Source organism: Marinobacterium rhizophilum DSM 18822 (assembly GCF_000378045.1).
GTDB classification, from domain to species: domain Bacteria; phylum Pseudomonadota; class Gammaproteobacteria; order Pseudomonadales; family Balneatricaceae; genus Marinobacterium_A; species Marinobacterium_A rhizophilum.
Genome location: NZ_KB899091.1, coordinates 217,885 through 238,903, shown reverse-complemented (window position 1 = coordinate 238,903; position 21,019 = coordinate 217,885). Strand labels below are relative to the sequence as shown.

Below are 21,019 nucleotides of genomic sequence, written 5' to 3'. Positions count from 1 at the left end.
TTCGGTAAAGACATAGCAAGGATGAATAACGCGGGGGCGTTGCTATGAACAAGATTTTTTACCAGGGCAAAAAGGCACGAAAGGCCGGCAAGAAAAAACAGAACCTGCAGTTTGAGGCGCTGGAAAACAGAGTGCTTCTGTCGGCGGACCTGGGCATTTCCGCCACGGATCTGCAACAGCCGGATACGGTCACCGACAGCTCGGTAATCGAGTCCGAGCTGCAGCTGGCAGGTTTTGACAGCAGCGAGTTCGAGCCCGAAACCATTGCCGTTGATGCCAGCCTGACGCGGCTGGCGGACAGCTTTTCGGCGACGCCGCAAGCAGCGGCAGATGGCGAGATCGCCGAGACGGCGCCCGAGGACGTTGTTTCCGTCGAAGAGGTGCCCGCCGACGAGGTGCAGGCAGAACCGGGCCCCTCGCTGACGCCTGATGAGCTTTACCTGGTTGAGCGCATGATGGCCTCCCAGGTGGTGATTCTCGATGCCAGCGTCCCCCAGCTGGAATCGGTCATCAACGAGCTGTTCAATACACCGGAGGCAGAGCTGGCCTCCACGCTTGAAACCCTGCAGGCCCGTCCGCTGGACCTCTTCGGAGCTGTCGTTGCGGATGCCACGGCCGAACCGGCGACAGCGGATATGGCGGACGCCCTGGTTGGGGCCACCCTGTCGCAGCAGTTGCTGGTCAACGCCGATCGTGACATCAAGGTCTTTGTGCTGGACGCCGAACGTGATGGCGTTGAACAGATCAGCAGCCTGCTCGATTATTTCGAAAATGTCGCCGCCATTCACCTGCTCAGCCATGGCTCTGCCGGTGCCCTGTTCCTGGGCAGTAGCAAGCTGAGTACGCAGCAGCTGAAAAACAGTCAGCAGCAGCTCAAGCGCTGGGGCAGTGCGCTATCCGAGGATGGTGACATTCTGCTGTACGGCTGCGATGTGGCCGAGGGTGAGCTGGGGCTTGAGTTTGTCGAAACGCTGGCCAGCCTGACCGGTGCGGATGTGGCGGCGTCAACCGACGACACCGGCAACCTGCCGGGTGCGGACTGGGACCTGGAGCGGACCGTCGGGCAGGTTGAAGCCCAAAGTCTCAGCAGTGCCGCGATGCTGGGTGTGCTGGCGACCACTCCCACCGACACTAACGATACCCTGACCAATCCGACCGGAACCATCGCTGGCCTCAAAGGCAATGATGCCTATGTATTCACGACCAACAGCTTTGGTGTTGTCACGGTCAAAGAACTGAAAAACGAGGGCACCGATACCCTCGACCTGTCCGCGCTGACAGTGGATCTGACCTTCACCATCAAGAAAGACAATGTGGTTGTGGTGACCTATTCCAGTGGCGGTACGGCCAACAAGATCACCGCCACCCAGGTTGAGAACATCAAGGGCGGCACAGGCAACGATACCTTTATCGTGCAAAAAGGTGCCGTGCTGAATGGCTATCTCGATGGCGGCGCCGGCACCAACACCCTCAGGTATACCGACCCTGATGCAGGGCTGATCTTCGACAAGAGCTATACCGGCTCCGTGGCGGTCGATTTCAGTGTCGGCACCGCCGCCGACAGTGCGCGGGCCACGGCCATCGACGGCTTTGCCGTGGGCAAGGTGCTGAACATCCAGAAGGTGATTGGCGGCAATTCCGACGACCTCCTCAAGGGCCATACGGCGGCGGATGACCTGTCCGGCGGCAAGGGTGACGATACGCTGCAGGGCGCCGGTGGCGCCGATGCCCTCAAAGGCGATGCCGGCGACGACCATCTGGACGGTGGCGCAGATACCGACACGCTGGAAGGCGGCGCGGGCAATGACACCCTGGTGGCGAGCGCGGGTGGCGATACGCTCATCGGTGGCACCGGTGATGATCTTTATGAGTTCAGTGACGCCGCCAACTGGACTGGCACCACGGTCACTGAGCTCAGTGCCGGGGGCAACGATACGCTGGACTTCAGCGGCGTGGCAGCGGCGCTGACCTTTACCGTCAACGACCTGGCCGTCACCGGGCTTACCGCGGCAGCCGGTGGCAGTACCCTCAGCGGCGCCAAGTATATTGAGCGCATCATTGCCGGCAGTGGCACCAATACCTTCAATTTCAAGAATGCCTGGGCGAACAAGCTGTTTATCGAGGCGACAGCCGGTGCCTCGGTGTCGGTCGATTTCAGTGCAGTCACCACAGATCTTTTCTTCACCATCAAGGCCAATGGCACCGTACTGGTGTCCGATACGGACAGCCGCAGCGGCGGCCATCGCGTCACGCTGAGCAATGTCGATAACCTGATCGGCGGTCAGGGTAGCAACACCTTCCGCTTCGCCGAGGGCGGCTCCATCAGCGGCAACCTGGACGGTGGCAGCGGTACCGGCATTCTGGATTACAGCCAGTTCGGCCTGACCATGGTGGTTGACCTGTCCAGCGGCGCCACCCCGGTGCCGGGCGTGGGCGGTACGCTCAGCAACATTGATGAGGTTGTCGGCAGTGCAAAGCAGGATCTGCTGACGGCGGCCGACAGCGGCCAGAGTTTGTCCGGTGATCGCGGCGACGATGTGCTTTTCGGCGGCGCCGGTAGCGATGTGCTGGCCGGGGACCAGGGTGACGACACCCTGGTGGGCGGCGGCGGCAATGACAGTTTTGACGGTGGCACGGGCGACGATACTTACCTGTTCAGCGGCAGCTGGGGTCAGGACACGGCCGTGACCGAGCTGGCCAATGGTGGCAGCGATACCATCAGCTTTGCCGGTATGGATCTGCAGGCGGCCACGGGGACACTGCCGCAGATCGATGCGATAGCGGCGGTCAGCGCCGATTTGACCCTTACGTTTAATAGCGATGGCTCACTTAACGTGACCGACGACAGCGCCACGGCCAACACCCTGGCCGTGGCCGCCAGCAGCCTGCCCGAAATCGAAAGCCTGCTCGGTGGCAGCGGCAGCAACACCTACCTGTTCAACGATGACTGGGGTCATGGTCGCAGTACCAATATCCTGCTGGATGACACGGCATCTAGCGACGGTACCCTGGATTTTTCCGCCCTGACCAGCGATCTGCAGTTCGTGATCAGCGATGACAACGGCGTTACGGTGGTTACCGTAACTACCGCCGTTGGCGGCAAGGTCTACACCGTCACGGCCCGCGGGGTTGAAAACCTGATCGGCGGCCTGGGCGATAACCAGTACCGCTTTGAAGGCGCGGCGGTGCTCGGTGGCAGCCTCACGGGCTTCTCCGGCGCAGGTACCGCGACGCTGGACTTCTCCGACTATGATGGCGGCAGCAGTTATGGCGTGAAGGTCGATCTGGCAGCAGGTACCGCCAGGGCGACGGTCGATCCGCTGGATGCCACCCAGGATACCGCGCTGATCACGGGGACCCTGAGCAATATCAATGACCTGGTCGGCAGTGCCTTTGGCGATGAGCTGACCGGCGATGCCGAGGTCAACGTACTGGAAGGCGGTGCCGGCGACGATACCCTCAAAGGTGGCGCCCAGAACGACATGCTGATCGGTGGCAAGGGCAGCGACAGTCTGCAGGGCGAGGGCGGTGACGATACCTACGGCGTCGAAGCCAAGTGGGCCTCGCTGGACCTGAGCCTGACACCCACCCAGACCGATACCATCAGCGACAGCGACGGCGCCAATACGCTGGACCTGTCCGACATCAGCAAGGACCTGCAAATCACCTTCACCGATGCCACCAGCGGTACCGATGTGGCGGTCAAGGTGGCGCTGAATTCGCTGCTCAGCAACCGGATCAATATCGATCAGGCCGGCAGCGGCACCGATACCTGGACCCTCAAGACCGGCAGCGGTGACGATACCGTCATCATCAAGGATGGGGTGGACTCCACCGTCAGCCTGGAAGCGGGCGAGGGCAGCAATACCCTGGATTACTTCAGCGGCAGCGATATCAGCGGCGGCTACAAGTCGTCGGTGACGGTGGATCTGGCGGCCGGTACCGCCACGGGCCTGGCCGGTATCAGTGATTTCCAGCACATTTTCGGCTCCTTCAGCGGTGGTGCCGATCAGCTCATCGGGGATGCCGAGGACAACAATTTCTATGTCGGCATCTGGGGCGAACTGGATGGCACGGCGGCGCGCAACCACGATATCCAGGGCGGCGATGGCAACGACACCATCAGTTTCGTCAACTTCGACCAGTCCGACTTCGATCTGGTCATGGACCTGGGCAACAACATCGTCACCCATACCGATGCCGCCAATACGGTGATGACCGTGGCGGTGCTGGGTGCCATCGAAAACCTCACCGGCGGTGCAGGCAACGACACCCTGATCGGCGATGCCGGCGCCAACATCCTCAATGGCGGTGCGGGCGACGACAGCCTCGAAGGCGGAGAGGGCGATGATACCTATGCCTTTGATTCCGACTGGGGGCTCGACAGCATCGTCGAGAATCTCGTGGAAGGTACAGACGTACTCGATTTCTCCGGCGTGAGCGAAGCGCTGACGTTCAACAACGGCCGTGGCGATGGTACAGAGGTTGACCTGGCCACGGCGCTGACGCGTAACGTGACCGTCACCGATGGCGTCAGTACCCTGACGGCTGATCTCAATGTTGAAAATTTCGCCGGCGTCAAAGAGACCGATACGCTTGAGCAGGCCAACGTCACCCTGACGGTCGCCGTGCAGGACGAGATGATCCGCGGTCTGGAGGCGCTCAAGGCGGTTGCCACGGGGCTTTCCAGTGGATATTCCGAGTTCAGCAGCCTGCTGGATCTGCAGCTGCCGCTGGTGGGCGAGAACCTGTCCGGCCTGCTGGTGGATGACAGCGGCGTGGCGGTCAATATTGCCGATCAGCTGGCGCTGCGGATACAGGCGCAGATCGATGCGCTCAAAACCCTGTTCTGGGGCAGCACCACGGAGCCGGATGCGGCGGATAAAACGGATTCAAACACCGATGCGTTGCTGGCCCTGACCGATGCCGATGGCGCCTTGTTCAGCATCACCGAAAATACCCGCCTGCTGGAGTTTGGCAGCAGTCTTGAGCTGTTCACCCGTACCCAGCCGCTGGATCTGAATCTGGGCGATAGCCTGAGCCTGATCCCGGGGCTCAGTGTCGATCTGAGCCCCAATGTCACCACCACCCTGACCTTCAATTATGCCTTTGGGGTATTGCCCGCAGATCCTGCGGACCCTGCTGCCGACCTTGGCTTCCATGTGTCGAACCCGGGGTTGAACTTCGCGGTCTCGCTGTTTGACGATCAGATCTACGCCGGGCTCGATTTCGGCGTGATTGCGGCCTCCATCGGCGGCCCCGGCGTTGATGATGCCAAGGGACTGCTGGCGCTGAATATCGACCTCACGGTGGGCGCAGAAGGGGATCTTGGCGAACAGATTCTGCTGGACACCGTCACCAACAACAGCTTCGACAGCCTGTTCAGTCTGCAGGCCGGCAAGGATTTGGGCATCACCGCCGAATTGCCGGTGGTGGTGGATGTCGCGGGGCTGGGGCTGGATGTTCCGGACTTGCCTACCATCAGCCTAACCACGCCGGCCCTGGGGGAATTCCCCAGTCTGGCCGAGCTGACATCGCTGTTCAGCAACCTGGACTGGAGCCTGCCGGATCTTTCCGAACTGTTCGATCTGGGCTCGATCAGCCTGGATCAGCTGTTCGATATGATGCGCGGCGGCCTCAACTATCTGGTGGACAACTTCGACTTCAGCCTTAATATTCCGGGGCTGAACCTGTCGCTGGATGATATTTTCGGGAACATTCCCGGGTTTGATCTGGGGCTGCAGGACTTCCTCTCTGGCCTGGTGCCATCGCTGGAGTTCTTCGATGTTTCTCTCGGTCTGCAGGGGCTGGAAGACTGGCTCAATGCACGGCTCTCCGACCTGCTGCCGGACCTCTGGCCGGACTGGTCGCTGCCGAGCTTTGACTTCAGCTACGACGGTTTTGACCTGGGCATCGACTTCGACTTCGACCTGAACCTGGGTGACCTGTTCGCGGCCCTGGGCCTGCCGGATCTGGAGCTGGGTTTTGATTTCGACCTGGCTGACCTGGCGAATTTCCTGAACCTGCCGGATGGCTTTGACCCGGCGGCACTGGGCATCACCATGGCGGCGGATGGCACCCTGCTGGTGGATGCGGATCTGGATATTTCACTGGGTCTGGACTTTGCCGCCAAGGACTACGCCCAGGCGGTTATCGGCAACGGCGGGCCCGGCAGCCTGAATATCCAGGACTATGCCTTTATCGGCGACGATACCCAGGTGTCGCTTGCAGTGCGGGCAGGTGCCGACGACATTGATGTCGAAGCGTCCCTGAGCATCAGCGACAGCCTGCCGGCCATCGGTTTCTGGATCGAAAACGGCAGCGCCATTATCGAGGCCGTGGCCGCCATTTCCCTGCCCCAGGTGGCTAATGGCCGCTACCAGCTCAGCAGCTTCAATGCCGGCGACCTCAGCTTCGAGGCCGGCGGTGAAGCCAGCCTGGACCTGCCCATGTACCTGGGTACCGGCAGCCTGCCGATGGGCGGCTCCGAGCTCGATCTCAACGGCGACGGCTATGCCGACAATGTGCTGCATGCCGGCTTTGATTTCGACCTGTCCGGCCTGTCGACGCCTGAGGTCATCGCGCCGAACTTTGCAGGCTTCAGCCTGATCGCCTTCCTGAATGATCCGGCCACCATTTTGGCCGGTCTGGAGGGCATGTTTGCAGGTATCAAGAACGTCATGGCCGGCGAACTCGGCCGTCTTGGCCTGCCGCTGATCGGCGATGTGCTGGATCAGTCCGGTGCCTTTGTGGACCAGTTGCGCGACAGTTTGCTGGGCGACAAATCCAGCGGAGACTACGTCGACGGTTTGGGCAAGGAGCTGATGGATGCCGCCGCCAATGGCGATGATGTCATCAGCCTGATCCGCGATGCACTGTTCAATGCGCTGGGCGACTATCTGCAGGTGGCTCTAACCGACGGCAACGGTGAGCCTCTCTACAACGAGCTGGGCAACCTGATCTACGGTGATGTCGAAACGGCCGACGACATCGGTCTGGTGCTCACAGCCGAAGGCGAGCTGACCTTCAATGTGCTGCTGGCTGGCAGCGTATTCGAGGGCCTGGCGGACTATGTCGAGAGGACGGACCCGGACACGGGCGCGATCATCAAGCGTTTCCTTACGGTGCCAATCAACTTCGACCTGTCAGCGCCGGGCCTGGGCCTGAAAACGGGCCCCACCGATACAATCGAAGTGAGCCTGGATTACTTTTTCGGGCTTGGCTTTGGCCTGGACAGCAGCGGTTTCTTCCTCGATACCGCGGGTGTGACCGAGGCCGGCGAAGAGCTGGGCCTGACGCTGGATGCCTCCCTCAGTGATGGCGCCAGCCTGCTGGGGACCCTGGGCTTCCTGCAGATGCGCCTGAGTGAAGTCGACGATGACGACGGCAACAGCGGCCTGCGCGGCAAGATCGCCATGGACCTCAGGGCCACGGCGGACCGCTGGCGCTTCGGCGAGGCGCTGACCATGGCAGCGCAGATCTCTGCCGAGGCCAATGTCGATCTCTTCGCCACCCTGGAAATGGATTTTGGCGCCGATATCGCACTGCCCAATGCCTTCACCACGGTGCACTACGATCAGCAGCTGGCGGATATCACCTGGGAAAGTGGCAGCAGCTTCAGCGCCGACTTCCTGGCTCCGCCGGAAGTGGTGCTGGAAGACGTGACGCTGGATGTGGGTGATCTGTTCAGTGGCTTTATCGGCCCTATCGCACTGGAGCTGGATCCGTTCCTGGGCCAGGATTCCGAATTGCGTCGGGTGATCGATATCCTGACCACCGACATCGACCTGGGCGTCGACAAGATCAACCTGCTGGATATCGCCGTGCTGGCGATGAATACCAGGGCGTCGGGTACCGGCGATCTACTGCGCACCACCGTGACGGCGCTGCTGGAAGTGTCGGACTTCATCACGCTGGCGGCCGATGCGGCGCGCGACGGTGGCTCCATTGAGGTCAACTTCGGCACCTTCGCGCTGGGCGCAAGCCTGGTGACCTCGGACAGCACCGCAATATCCAACTCCGATCTGAATCAGTCCGGGGGACAATCCGCCACCGATACCGTGGCCAACGACCCCAATGCATCGACCAACCAGAAAAACCTGGTGGCGAACCTGGGCACAAGCCCTGGCTCCATCATGTTCCCGATACTGTACGACCCCATGACGGCGGTCGGACTGTTGCTGGGCAAGGACGTCGATCTTTTCATCTACGACACGCCGGACATCGACTTCTCGGTTCTGTACGAGCAGTCGTTCCCGATCTTTACCGGCCTCAATGCGGTCATCAAGGGCGAGCTGCAGGCCTACAGCGATTTCTACTTCGGCTTCGATACCACCGGTATTCGCAGCTGGTTCAATGCCTTTGAAGCCAGCGACTATGACTTTGCCGCCTCAGTCAGCCACCTGGGCGATATCTTCGACGGTTTCTTTATCGCCGACTGGTCCGTGACCGAAACCGGCCAGCTGGTCGAGGGTGATGATGTCGCCGAGGTGACGCTCAAGGTCACCTTCGCGGCCGGCGCCGCGTTGGGGATCGGCGGGCTGGTGGAAGCCGGTGTGCTGGGCGGGGTTGAAGCCGAGATTGGCCTGAACCTGCACGATCTGCCCAATTTCGGTACCGGCGGCAATACCGGTATCGAGGCCGTTTACGATGGCAAGATCCGCTTCGAGGAAGTCTCCAGCATCCTGCAGGAGAACCCGCTGTGCCTGTTCGACATGGAAGGCACAATCAAGGCCTTCCTTGAAGGCTACCTGTGGGTGGGGGTCAAGGTGTTTGGCTCCAAGATCACGCTGTTCGAAGCCAGCAAGCGCTTTGTCGAAGTGACCCTGGCACGCTTCGAGTGGATCTGTCCGGACCTGCCGGACCCCACGGTTGCCACGCTGGAGAACGGTGTGCTCACCCTGGCCTACCGGGATGCCAACGGCAGCAGGAACCCGGCATTGGCTGAGGACTATACGGTCTACCTGGATGATATCGATGTCACTCCAAGTGATGGCATCGACAACAAGGTATCCCGCATTATCGTCACCGGTAACGGCCATACCCAGGTGTTTGATCCCAGCCTGGTCACCTCCGTGTATGCGGCTGGTACGGATAACAACGACATATACGAAATCGATACATTGATTAATGCGGATCTGCTGATTCATGGTGGCGGTGGCGACGACCTGATCACCCTCACCGGCAGCAGCAACAGTGACAAGAGCCGCAGAATTTATGGCGAGGCGGGCAACGATACGCTGATCGGTACAGCCATGGCTGACCTGATCGTCGGCGGTGACGACAACGACAATATCAATGCCATGGATGGCGCCGATGTGATCTTTGGCGACAACGAGGACGGCAGCGGTACGGGTGACGACTTCATCTGGGCCACGGGGACCGCGCTTGGCACCAGCGGCCTGGCCAATGGATTTGCCAACTATATCGATGCCGGTGCCGGCAGCGACCAGATACTCACCGGCGCTGGCAACGACCGCATTCTGGCAGGTTCGGGTGACGATGTTATCAACAGCGGCGCCGGCATCGATACCATTGATGCCGGCGCCGATGCCGACCAGATCATTGCCGGTGCCGGGGCCGACATCGTGCTTGGCGGCAGCGGCGACGATACGCTGAGCTGGGAAATCGGCGATGGCGCCGACAATTTTGACGGCGGTGAGGGCAGTGACGAAATCTTCATGGTCGGCTATAACGTCAACCCTGAAGAGTTCTATAAGGCCGATACCAGCAATTACATCGTCGACGATGGCGCATCGGATACGGTGGCGGTCTCGGCCAGCAGCGGCGATGCCCATATCAGCTGGCAGCATGGCGGCGCAGCGGCGATAACGCTCAGCGGCAGCGGCATTGAGATCCTCAGCATGGATACCGGCATGGGCGCCGACGATATCCTGATCGGCAGCCTGGTGACGACCAGCGTGGCCAGCGTCAAGCTCAGCACCGGCACCCAGCGTTCGCTGGCGGTGGAAAGCCGTTTCGTCAAGGAGCGCAACAGCGACGGCGACCTGGTGGATACCGCCCAGACGCTGGACTTCAAGATACTGCAGATCGCGGACGACAACGCCATCGACAGCGTCCGGGTAGAGGGCACCGGCGGCGCCGATGACTACCTGGTCAGCACGGTGGAGTCCGTTGGCGTCGATGGCAGCGCCCAGAGCGCCATGCGCTACGAACACCTCGACGGCGGCACGGATATCGCCGGCAACCCCACCAGTCATGTCATTGTCGATGTCTACGATCTCGAGCTCAACGACGATACCCGCCTGAATACGCTGGGCGGTAACGACACCGTCGATGCGCTGGGTGTGACCCAGGCGCTGGTGTCCCAGATCGTCATCGATGGCGGCGCCGACGATGACCGCATCATCGGCACGAACCTGGCCAGTGTTTCCGATGTCATCATCGGCGGCTCGGGCTCCGACCGCCTGACCGGCGGCGCGGGTATCGACCGGTTCTACGAGCAGATCGACAGTGACTCCGATGCCAATATCGACGGTGATGTCGACGTGCTGGTGGAAAGCCGCGATGCCGACTTCATTCTCAGCGATACCCGGCTGGTGATTGATGACTCCGATACGCCGCGTCTCTCGGGGCAGTTTGGCAACGAGACCGAAACCTTCACGAACCTGTTTGAAAATGCCGAACTCAGCGGTTTCGACAGCGCCAACCACTTCGAGCTGACCAGCTGGTCCGGTGGCGGCCTGCTGGATGGCGGCAAGGGCGGCGACAGTTACACGCTGGAGCTGGCCCAGCTGGCCAGCGGGCGCCAGTTTCTCGATATCGCCGATTCCGGTGGCACGTCCGGTATGGATTCGCTGATCTACCGGGGCAGCGCCGGCCAGGACACCATTCAGCTGGATACCGTCTACAAGCGTGACGAGGATGTCGACAAGCGCTTCACCGATGACCGCTGGAGTGCCTACGGCGACTACGGCGATGGCCTGGTGATCGCCCATTTTGATGCCAGCGACAACTTTTCCAAGGTGGACCTGGACGACGAAGACGCGCTGATGAATGTGCGCGAGGCCAGGTTGTCCGAAGGCGCCGACTATCAGGTGGTCAACTACCACTCGGTTGAACAGGTGACGGTGTACGGCGGCGCTGATGACGACAAGTTCATTTCCGACAGCACCGAATCCCAGATCGATGTCTACGGCGATGCCGGTGACGACCAGTTCTACATCGGCTCGGTGCTGAAAACCGACACCGTGCTGGTGGAAGGGCAGGAAGTCACCATCGTGCTGGAGATCACCGATGGCGCCAACGTCAATGACTCCAACTTCTTCGGCGGCGAAGATGACGATTACTTCGAGGTGAACCACAACGTTGCCGATATCGGCCTCTTTGGCGACAACGGTGACGACACCTTCTTTATCAAGGCCCTGCTAACGCTGGACGACGACGGCGAGCTGCTGGACCTGGATTCCGGCGTATCCTCGATCAGCGGTGTATCCCAGGACCCGGCGGCGGACACGCGCGAAGTGGATGTCGATACCCTGGTCTATGTCGAAAACGCCAACATCTCCATTAACGGCGGGGCGGGTTTTGACAGTGTCGCCCTGGTCGGCACGGTGCTCAGCGATACCTTCTATGTCTTCGTCGAGCAGGATCCGGTGACCGGCGAGAACGTACAGCGCATTTACGGTGCCGGCGTCAAACTGCAGAAACTGCTGAATATCGAACGGCTGCAGCTGCTGACCGGCGGCGGTGACGATACCGTCTACCTGTACGGCGTGGACATGGGCCTGATCGGCGACATGGTGATCAAGACCGGGTCCGGCAGCGACCTGGTACAGATTGGTGGCCCGGAACAGATCATCAACCTCAGTTATCCGAAAAACCGCGACCAGTTCTATGCCGCGGTGGAGGGCTACGAGGTGGAGCAGGACGCGCTGGGTAACTTCCTGTCCGTTGATACCGTCAGCGGCATGCCGTTCTACCAGATCGATGAAACCGGCCGCATCGTCGGCTTCCAGGTTGAGAACCCGGCGGTAACCCTGCAGGTCACCCTGCCTGAGTCCACCGACATCGATGCCTTTTTGTCGCCGGTGCTGATCGACGGCGGCGAAGGCGTTAACGACCGGGTGGTGGTCAACAACCAGGGCGGTAACAACCGTATCCGCTTCGCCAATACCGAGCTGGAGCGCAAGGAAGTGGTGTTCGACTACAGCGCGTTCACGCTGGCCAGCACGGACACCGATTTCGTCGACACTGTGCTTGGCGATGCCACTACCGGTGCCATTGCGCAGGATCTGCTGGCCAGTGCGGCGGGGGATTACATCCGTTTCCAGGACCGCTACTACGATACCGGGCTGCTGAACAACATCGCCTCGGGCAGCCAGAGTGAACTGCTGATTCCGGGTGGCCTGAGCTATTTCAACATTCAGAACACCCTCAACGCCGATGGCAGCATCAGTTATGCCCGTACCCAGCTGGAGCAGTTTGCCGCCGACTTCGGCCTGGTACTGGACACCACCATCGTCGCGCACCCGGACCCGACCCGCGTGGGTGAAACCCTGTACCAGCTCAATGGCATCACCAAGGACGGTGTCGCGGTGGCCTTTGAGGCGCAGCACAAGGAAACCGTGGTCTATGACCTGGAGGGAACGCGCATCGTCTACCAGGACCTGACGGCCCTGACGCTGAAAACCACCGCACCGCTGCGGGTGCAGTTTGCTGCCGGCGCTATCAGCAGTATCGAAAGCATTCGTACTGACGCCATGGATATCCTGCACGGTGTGGATGCCGACACGGCGCTGCACTTTACCGGCATGGACGAGGTCACCCTCAACCTGACCGATACAACCGGCGGCGAGGAAGGGTCTGAGCTGCATATCGACAACAGCCTGTTTACCGGCCGGCTGCAGGTGCAGGGCGGTATCCATACCGACCGTATTTTCGTCGAGCAGACCGTGGCGGTCACCACGGTGCACGGCAATGACGGCGACGATGAAATTACCGTTGGCAAGAACGGTACTCTGGATCAGATCGGTGAATCGCTCTATCTGTTTGGTGATGCCGGTACCGATACCATTGAAGTCGATCGGGCCGATGACAGCAGCGATGCCGACGTGACCGTCGATAAGAACCTGCTGGAGCACAGCACCGGTTTTGAACAGCTGAGCCGCATCACCAGCGCCATCAGCCTGCAAGGCATTACCGATGCCGAAAATGCGCTGCTGGAAGCAGAGCTCAAGACGGCGTCTGAAGCCTATGCCAATGATGCCTTTGCGGTTAGCGAAGGGGATATTGACACGGCCCTGGACGAAATGTCCGAAGAGACCCTGGCCCAGCTGCTGGACGTTCTGAACAAGAGCAAGGATGAACTGGAAACCTCGGTGGAGGATGCCGCCGATACGCTGCGCCTGAACGACCAGCAACTGCTGGAGAACCAGGTCAAGCTCTATACCCGTGCGCGCTACTACGAATCGAACGCTATCGACGATGCGTTGCTCGATCGGATGTCGGCACTCGGACTCAAGGCTCAGTTCAGCGTCACCTATTCCTACGAAATTCTCGGCATCACCTTCGACGATATCCAGGCCTATTCGTCAGTCATGGGCCTGCAAAGCGGCTTTAACACCGCCGAAGACTGGCTGCGCAACTTTGGCAGCAAGGTCAGCATCGAGGACGACGATGGCAACGCCCAAAACATCACTCTGGATGCCAGCGGCAACCGCAGCGCCCTGCAGCAGTTGCTGGAAAATGCCGATGGCCAGAGTGATATCTACGACCTGATCAACGGTGCCCTGAATCAGAATCGCCAGACCGTCTTCACCGCCACCGAGGATGATGGCTGGCTGGATGTGACCTTCAAGCTGGAACTTGTGTCCACCAGTGTGCACCAGGCCAACGACAATAACGTCCGTGCCCTGGCCCAGCTGTACGATACCCTGGTGAATGATTATCTCGGCAGCCAGGACATCTACGCAGAGCTGCTGAAGGCGCGCAGCTACAACGGTGTTTACATCACCAACAGTGACCTGAACGGTTTCTACAGTGACTACCAGAACAATACGGATATCCGCGGCTTCAACATTTACGACCCGCTGGCCGGCGGCAAGACGCTGTACGACGAGCTGATCGCCTCGGTGGATGCGGTCAACCTGGATCTGTCGGCTTCGGTACTGGCCAAGCAGAGCGTCAGCGTGATTGCGCAATTGCAGCAGCTCGATCTGGCGCGTAGTAACAGCTTCGCCGATATCTATGATGACAAGCTCGATGCCCTGATCGCCCAGGTCAGCACGGCGCTGTCCAGCGATGACTACAGCCGGACGACACTGGCCAGCATCAGTGCCGATCTCGATACGCTGCTGGAAGAGTTCAATCCTTATGAAGACGACAACGGCTTTGCCGCCGACGAACAGATGGTACTGGCGCCGGTCTACAACGCCCTGGCGGCCAATACCAGCAATGGCCTGATCGACGTTCTGGCCGGCATCAACCAGTTGCACACCGATCTTGATGGCGCCGACTTCGCCGCCATCCTGAATGCGGCCGCAGCGGCAGCGGGTTACGATGATTTCGAAACCCTGTTCAAGAGCGCCAACTATACCCAGGCGCGCCAGGCCTACGCTACGGCCTCTGAGCTGATCGACAGCTTCCTGATCTACAGTGCCGCCCAGCCGGACATGGTGGACCTGCCCGATGGCGTGACCGATGTACTGCGCGAAATAAAGATTCTGGATCGTGCCGCCGAGCGCTTTAGCGCCTTTGTCGATGCGCTGGAGTCGGGCTTTGATTTCGAGACTTTCCGTACCGACTACCTGGCGAACCAGGCGGCGGTACAGCAGTTTGTGGCCAACAATCCGCAGTACATTGCCTATCTGCAGTCCGAGGCGCGCTACGAGGCCATGGCTGCATCGCTGACGCGCGATGCCAATGATGTCGTGACCCTGGCGGCGCTGAATGATCAGCAGTATCAGCTGCTGGTCGCGGCGCTGGAGACCGCCCGTACCCAGTTCACCAGCCTTGAGAAGAGCCTCTCTGAGCAGTACACCTTCGACCTCAACTACTGGTGGTTCACCCGCACGGTGCATCTGGATTACACCGTTGATTACCGCTATGTACAGCAGAAGGCCCTGGTTGAGAACCTTGAGGCCCAGGTGGCGCTGGCCGAGGCCTACTATGATGGCAGCGAGAGCCAGACAGGCGCGCTGCTGGCGCTACGTGAGGCGTACAGTGACCAGGAGCAGAGCTTTGAAGCCCTGATCGCGGAGCTTGGCAGCACTTACGAGGCGCAGAAGGCAGCACTCAACGCCCAGTACCTGGTATTGAAGGAAATCAGTGGCCTGGCCGTTGAAATTATCAAGGCACGCGGGCCAGAGCAGGATATCGAGGGCTTTGCCGATGACAGCAGCCTGATCTCCGAAATCATCAGTTTCAACGACACTTACCGCATTATTGACGAGAATGCCGAGCAGGACCCACTTAACCTGACCGGGTTTGTCAGCCAGAGCAGCGATGGCAGCCGCACCAGTACCAGCAGCTCGGTTATCTTCCAGACCCAGCAGCGCGATTACACCGCCGTGACGTCGGTGGCTGGCATGACTGGCGACGGTGTCTTGATACATGTGGGTTACGACGATGTCGAGCGCCTGACCCTGAATTTGGGCGACGGTGCCGATGATGTGCAGGTACTGGATACCCTGGGTCAGGCCAGCGCAGAAGTCTTCGTCAACACCGGTGCAGGCGATGACGAGATCACGGTATCGGATGAAAACGACACCACCGAAGGGATTGTCTCGCACCTCATAATAGATGCCGGCACCGGCAGCAACAGGCTGTACATCAACGATATCAATGATGCCACGGCCGACAGCATCATCATGACCAACAGCGAGCGTAGCGGTTATACCTCGGTCACAGGGATTGCTGCTGGCAGTATCCATTACCGTGGTGCCTACGGGCAGGGCGTCTTCCTGCAGGCGGGCAAGGATGGCGATGATATCCATGTTGATGGTGTGATTGCCGAGGCCGCGACCCTGGTGCGCGGCGGTGAAGGCGATGACGATATCACCGTCACCAGTACGACCAGCCGTGCCGATATCAGCACCACCCTGACCATCAAGGGTGAGCTGGGCGATGATGTTATCGATGCCTCCAAGGCCGGCTTTCAGGTCACCATCGAAGGCAACGAGGGTGATGATGTCATCTTCGGATCCGGGCATGACGATACCCTGTCGGGTAACGAGGGTAACGACCTGATACTGGGTGGTTTGGGCGCGGATACCATCAGCGGTGACGCAGGCAATGACCTGGTCCTGGGGGATCTGGGCAGCATTACCCTGCAGGTAGCGGGTATGGGGTCGGTCACGGTGGATTACGCGACCGTCGATGCCAAGGATGTGTATGGCAAGGAATACCAGTATCAGTATTTGCGCGATGGAACCATCAGCGCACTGCTGTCGACCCTGACCGGCGCCAGCTCAGGAAACGGCGATACCCTGACCGGCGGCAGCGGCAATGACACCCTGATGGGGGGTGCTGGTGTGGATACCATTACCGATGACGATGGCAACAGTCTGGTCGTGGGTGACCATGCGCTGATTACCTACCTGGCGGGCATGACTCTGGCCGCCTCCAGTCGTTTCGCATTCGAAGGTGACACCGACCATATAATTCTGAGCGGCACCAATAACACGGTCATCGGCGGCAGCGGCGGTGATGATATCGACACCGGCAATGGCACCGACTTTATCCTCGGTGACAACGGCGAGATTCTGTGGAGCGCCGGCGTTATCGACAGCATGGCGAGCACTGACGAAGCCTTTGGCGGCAATGACGATATCGACCTGGGCGATGGCGCCAAGACCGTGATTGCCGGTGTTGGCAACGATACCCTGGATGCGGGTGACGGAACTCATCGCGTGATCGGTGACAACGGGTCTATCGACTACGACGCGACTCAGGCCGGCGCGCTGCGCAGCATGCAAAGCACGTCTGATGCCCATGGCGGGGTTGACACCATCACCCTGTTGGGGGCATCGAACCAGATCATCGGCGGCAGCGACGGTGACATTATCACCGTCAATACGGCCACCAGTACCGACCAGGTGCTGGGCGACAACGGCAGCATGACCTTCACCGGCGCGGTCGGCGCCGAGCAACTCAGCAACATGCAAAGCGACCTGACCCAGACCGGTGGCGGCAACGACACCATTACCCTGGGCGCGGGTGACAAGGTCGTCATCGCCGGCATCGGTGCCGATACGGTCACCACGCCCTTGCTGAGCGCCGGCACTCGCTACGTGATCGGCGATGAAGGCGAGTTCGACTTCGATGCCAGCAACATCCTGCAGACGGCGAAGAGCACCAGTACCGCAGGAGATGGCGATACCCTGACCCTGGGCGGCGCCAGCAGCACTGATATCAACGTGGTGATCGGCGGCGTCGGTGGTGATGACATCGACACCGGCAACAGCACCGACTTTATCCTCGGTGATAACGGCGAGATTCTGTGGAGCGCCGGCGTTATCGACAGCATGGTGAGCACGGACGCGGCCTTTGGCGGCAATGACGATATCAGCACGCAGGGCGGCAACGACATTGTGTTCGGTGGCCAGGGTGCGGACACCCTGACGCTGGGCACGGGTAACGATATCGGCATCGGCGACAACGGCAAATACGATTTCCGGGTGGCGTCCATCAGCAGCACGGATGCGTCCAACGCTGATGGCGGCAACGACATCATGCGGGGCAACGAAGGTGACGATATCCTTCTCGGTGGCGTGGGCAACGATAGCATCGACGGCAACAGCGGCCGCGACCTGATTTTTGGCGACCAGGCGGAGCTTACGAGCCGCACGGGCGGTGAGAGCAGCAGCCCCCGGTTCCGCGCACTCACAGGCGAGGTCTTGTACAGCGAAGATGCCAATAGTGATGATGCTGAGGTGCAGGTCGGTTCAACGCAATTCAGCGGTCCTGAGGCGGACAGTCCTGCCTGGAGCAACTGGAGCATCACTGTTGGCGACGGCCTGGATGACCTGTTCGGTAATGACTACATCGCAGGGGGTGCCGGTAACGACACGATCTTCGGTCAGCGCGGTAACGACACGATCCAGGGCGACGGTTCGATTGATGGCACGGAAGTAGTCAGTGCCAGCCGTAATCCGGCAGAAGACCTGGTTGTGGTTGCTTCTTCTGAAGCGAGTACTGATGGCGACGACTATATCGAGGGTGGCGGCGAAGACGACGTGATCTTCGGCAACCTGGGCCAGGATGACATCATCGGCGGCAACTCCAGCCTGTTCGGTCTTGATCTTGAAGTGCAGCGTGCCGACGGCGCCGACCTGATCTTCGGCGGTGCCGGCACCGATATTGGTCGCAATGATGCAGGCGATACCGGTGACAGTGGCCATGCGCGCGATGCCGACATGATCCTGGGTGATAACGGCAATATCTACCGCATCGTCGGTACCAATGGCGCGCCCAATGCTGGCCAGTACCTGAACTTCAACTACGACAATTACAATGCCGGCAGCGGTACGCTGAACAAAATAGTAGTGCGCGCCGCGCAGCTGCTGGATTACACGCCGGGCGGTCCTGACTATGTTCCTGCCGCACTGACGGGTGATCATGGCGCCGGTGACGAGATCCACGGCGAGTCGGGTGATGACTTTGTCTATGGCATGACCGGCAACGATGTGCTGTTCGGCGATGGCCAGGACGATGACATTATCGGCGGCTGGGGTAATGACTGGATTTCCGGCGGCACCGGCGATGACGGCGTGCTGGGCGATGATGGCCGCATCTACAGCTCGCGCAACGGGTTTACCGAGACGCTCTACGGGCTGACCACGGCGGTCAGGCAGCAGGACATCGCCACCTCGGGCGACTCCCAGACGGCCACCATCAATGTTACCGACAGGTTGAAGAAGTCGGTGAACCTGACGCCGTTCAATGTGGATCCGAGCCAGGTGCAGGATCCGCTGTTTGCCGCGCAGTATGCCGATGACATCATCTTTGGCGGGCTGGGCAATGATGCATTGCACGGCGGTGCCGGTGATGATGCCATTTCCGGCGCCGAGGCGATGGCAGGGGAAGCTTATGGCCAGACTTCGAATGCTGATGGCAATCCGGATGGTGGCGTGGTGCGCATCGATTTTGATCGTCCGTTTAACCCCGGCAATGTGCTGCACTACAACCCCTACGATGTCTCTTCCCTTCGTTACGATGCCAGCCGTCCGGCCGGCGAGTTTGCGCTCTACGATGAGAACGATCCGCTGCGCAAGATACTGCTGACCGACGCAGGCGCCCTGTCCAAGGACGGTAGCGGCAAGGAGTTCTTCCTCAACTTCGATGCGAGTGAGGCGGATGGCGATGATGTGATTTTCGGCGACCTTGGCAATGACTGGCTGGTCGGCGGCAGCGGGAATGACAACCTGTACGGCGGCTACGGCGATGACCTGCTGAACGTTGATGACGATCTCAGTACCAATGGCGGGCTCAATAACACACCGGATGCCGACTATGCCGATCTGGCCTTCGGTGGGGCGGGGCGCGACATCATGATCGGTAATGCCGAGGCCGATCGCCTGATCGACTGGAGCGGTGAGTTCAATACCTACCTGGTGCCTTTCAATCCCTTTGGTCTGGGCACGGTCAGCCGCCAGTTGCAGCCCTCGCTACCGGAGTTCCTGTATGCCCTTTCCGCCAGTGACGGCGCCGATCCGACGCGTGCCGCGGACACCAATAGTGACCCCGCACGCAACGGCGAACCGGATGGCGAGCTGGGGCTCGTGACCCAGAAAGATGCGGACTGGGGCGATCAGACGGGCGGCCCGGCCGATCCGCAGTCCGGTGTTAAAGATAAAACGTCGGGCGATAAGGTGAAAACCAATGGCTCGAATGCGACCAGCAATCTTGAGGCCAGCAAGGCAGCCCCGGTTACGGCGGATACAAACGACCAGGCCGCCGTTACCCGCGAGGCTGCCGAGCAGATTTTTGCCGAGGCGAAACACCGCTGGGCCCTGTCCGGTCTGATCGGGTCGGACAGCCTTGAGCTGCTGGATGCACTCCAGGTCGAGGTTGTCAGCCTGGACGGTGCCGTGCTTGCACAGGTGGAAGGCACCACCATCTACCTCGATAGCAATGCCGCAGGCTGGGGCTGGTTTGTCGACCCCACCGCCGGCGCCGATGAGGAATTCCGGGCCATGGCGGACGGAAGCTTGCAGGCCTGGGCCCAGACGGATGCGTTCGCCCACATGGATCTGCTGACGGTACTGAGTCATGAAATAGGCCATGTACTGGGCTATGCGCATACGACCGGCGGTCGTGGTGCATCGCTGATGGATGAAACCCTGGCCGCCGGGGTGCGTGAAGTGCCAGGGTCGGGCCTGCTGCATGGATTTAATGCGTCTTTGGACTCCTTTGTCAGCGATGACCAGCCCGCGGCCGACAGTGCAGCGCAGCCGGCCTCCAAACGCAGTGTCAAGGTAAAGGATGCCGAGGCACAGGATGCCGATGAAGCCCGGGCAGACAAGGCCGCCTATCTGCTCTCTGAGCTGAACCTGCCGGATGAGCTGCCATCATCGGCCGCGCTGAATCACGGCCAGGCAGAAGAGGCACTGAATAGAAGCCAGGGGCATCAATCGGCTGTTCAGCAGGGGCCGGAACTCCCGACTGAGAGCGACGCCGGGATTGCAGCGGCCCAGGTGCATGCCTCGGCTGGTGCTGCAACCCTGCAGGCAACCGAGTCCGATGATACCGTGCTGGCGCAGGCGGATGAACACCAGAGCGTCGCTGAACTGGGCGCTGGCGACGAATCGAACGCTGATTCGGCTTTGGCGGCGGCAACCATTGCCGGTTTGGCCGGCTGGAAGCTGGCAACCGGTGAGCGATCTGGTACTGTGAAACTCGCTCAGCGCAGTTTTGATTCTTTGCGTCACAAACAGCGTCATGTCATGCACTGGGATGAAGCAAAGCAGTGCTTTGTGGGCAACGATGATGTTAAGACGGTTGCCAGTACTGACTGGGAACAGGCGGCCAGGAATATCCGTACACACTGATTAAATTA

The 21,019-nt window shown here is 60.4% G+C and carries 1 protein-coding gene; it reads left to right on the top strand.

Annotation, left to right across the window (positions count from 1 at the left end):
- Window positions 1–44: 44 nt before the first annotated feature.
- Window positions 45–21,011: a DUF4347 domain-containing protein gene (locus F451_RS0104525; protein WP_020680160.1), complete on the top strand. Its 20,967-nt coding sequence runs from the start codon at window positions 45–47 to the stop codon at window positions 21,009–21,011.
- The last annotated feature ends 8 nt before the right edge of the window (window positions 21,012–21,019 follow it).

Excerpts from the sequence above, each read along its gene's own strand:
- F451_RS0104525 (WP_020680160.1), top strand. The coding sequence starts at position 45 with ATGAACAAGATTTTTTACCAGGGCAAAAAGGCACGAAAGGCCGGCAAG.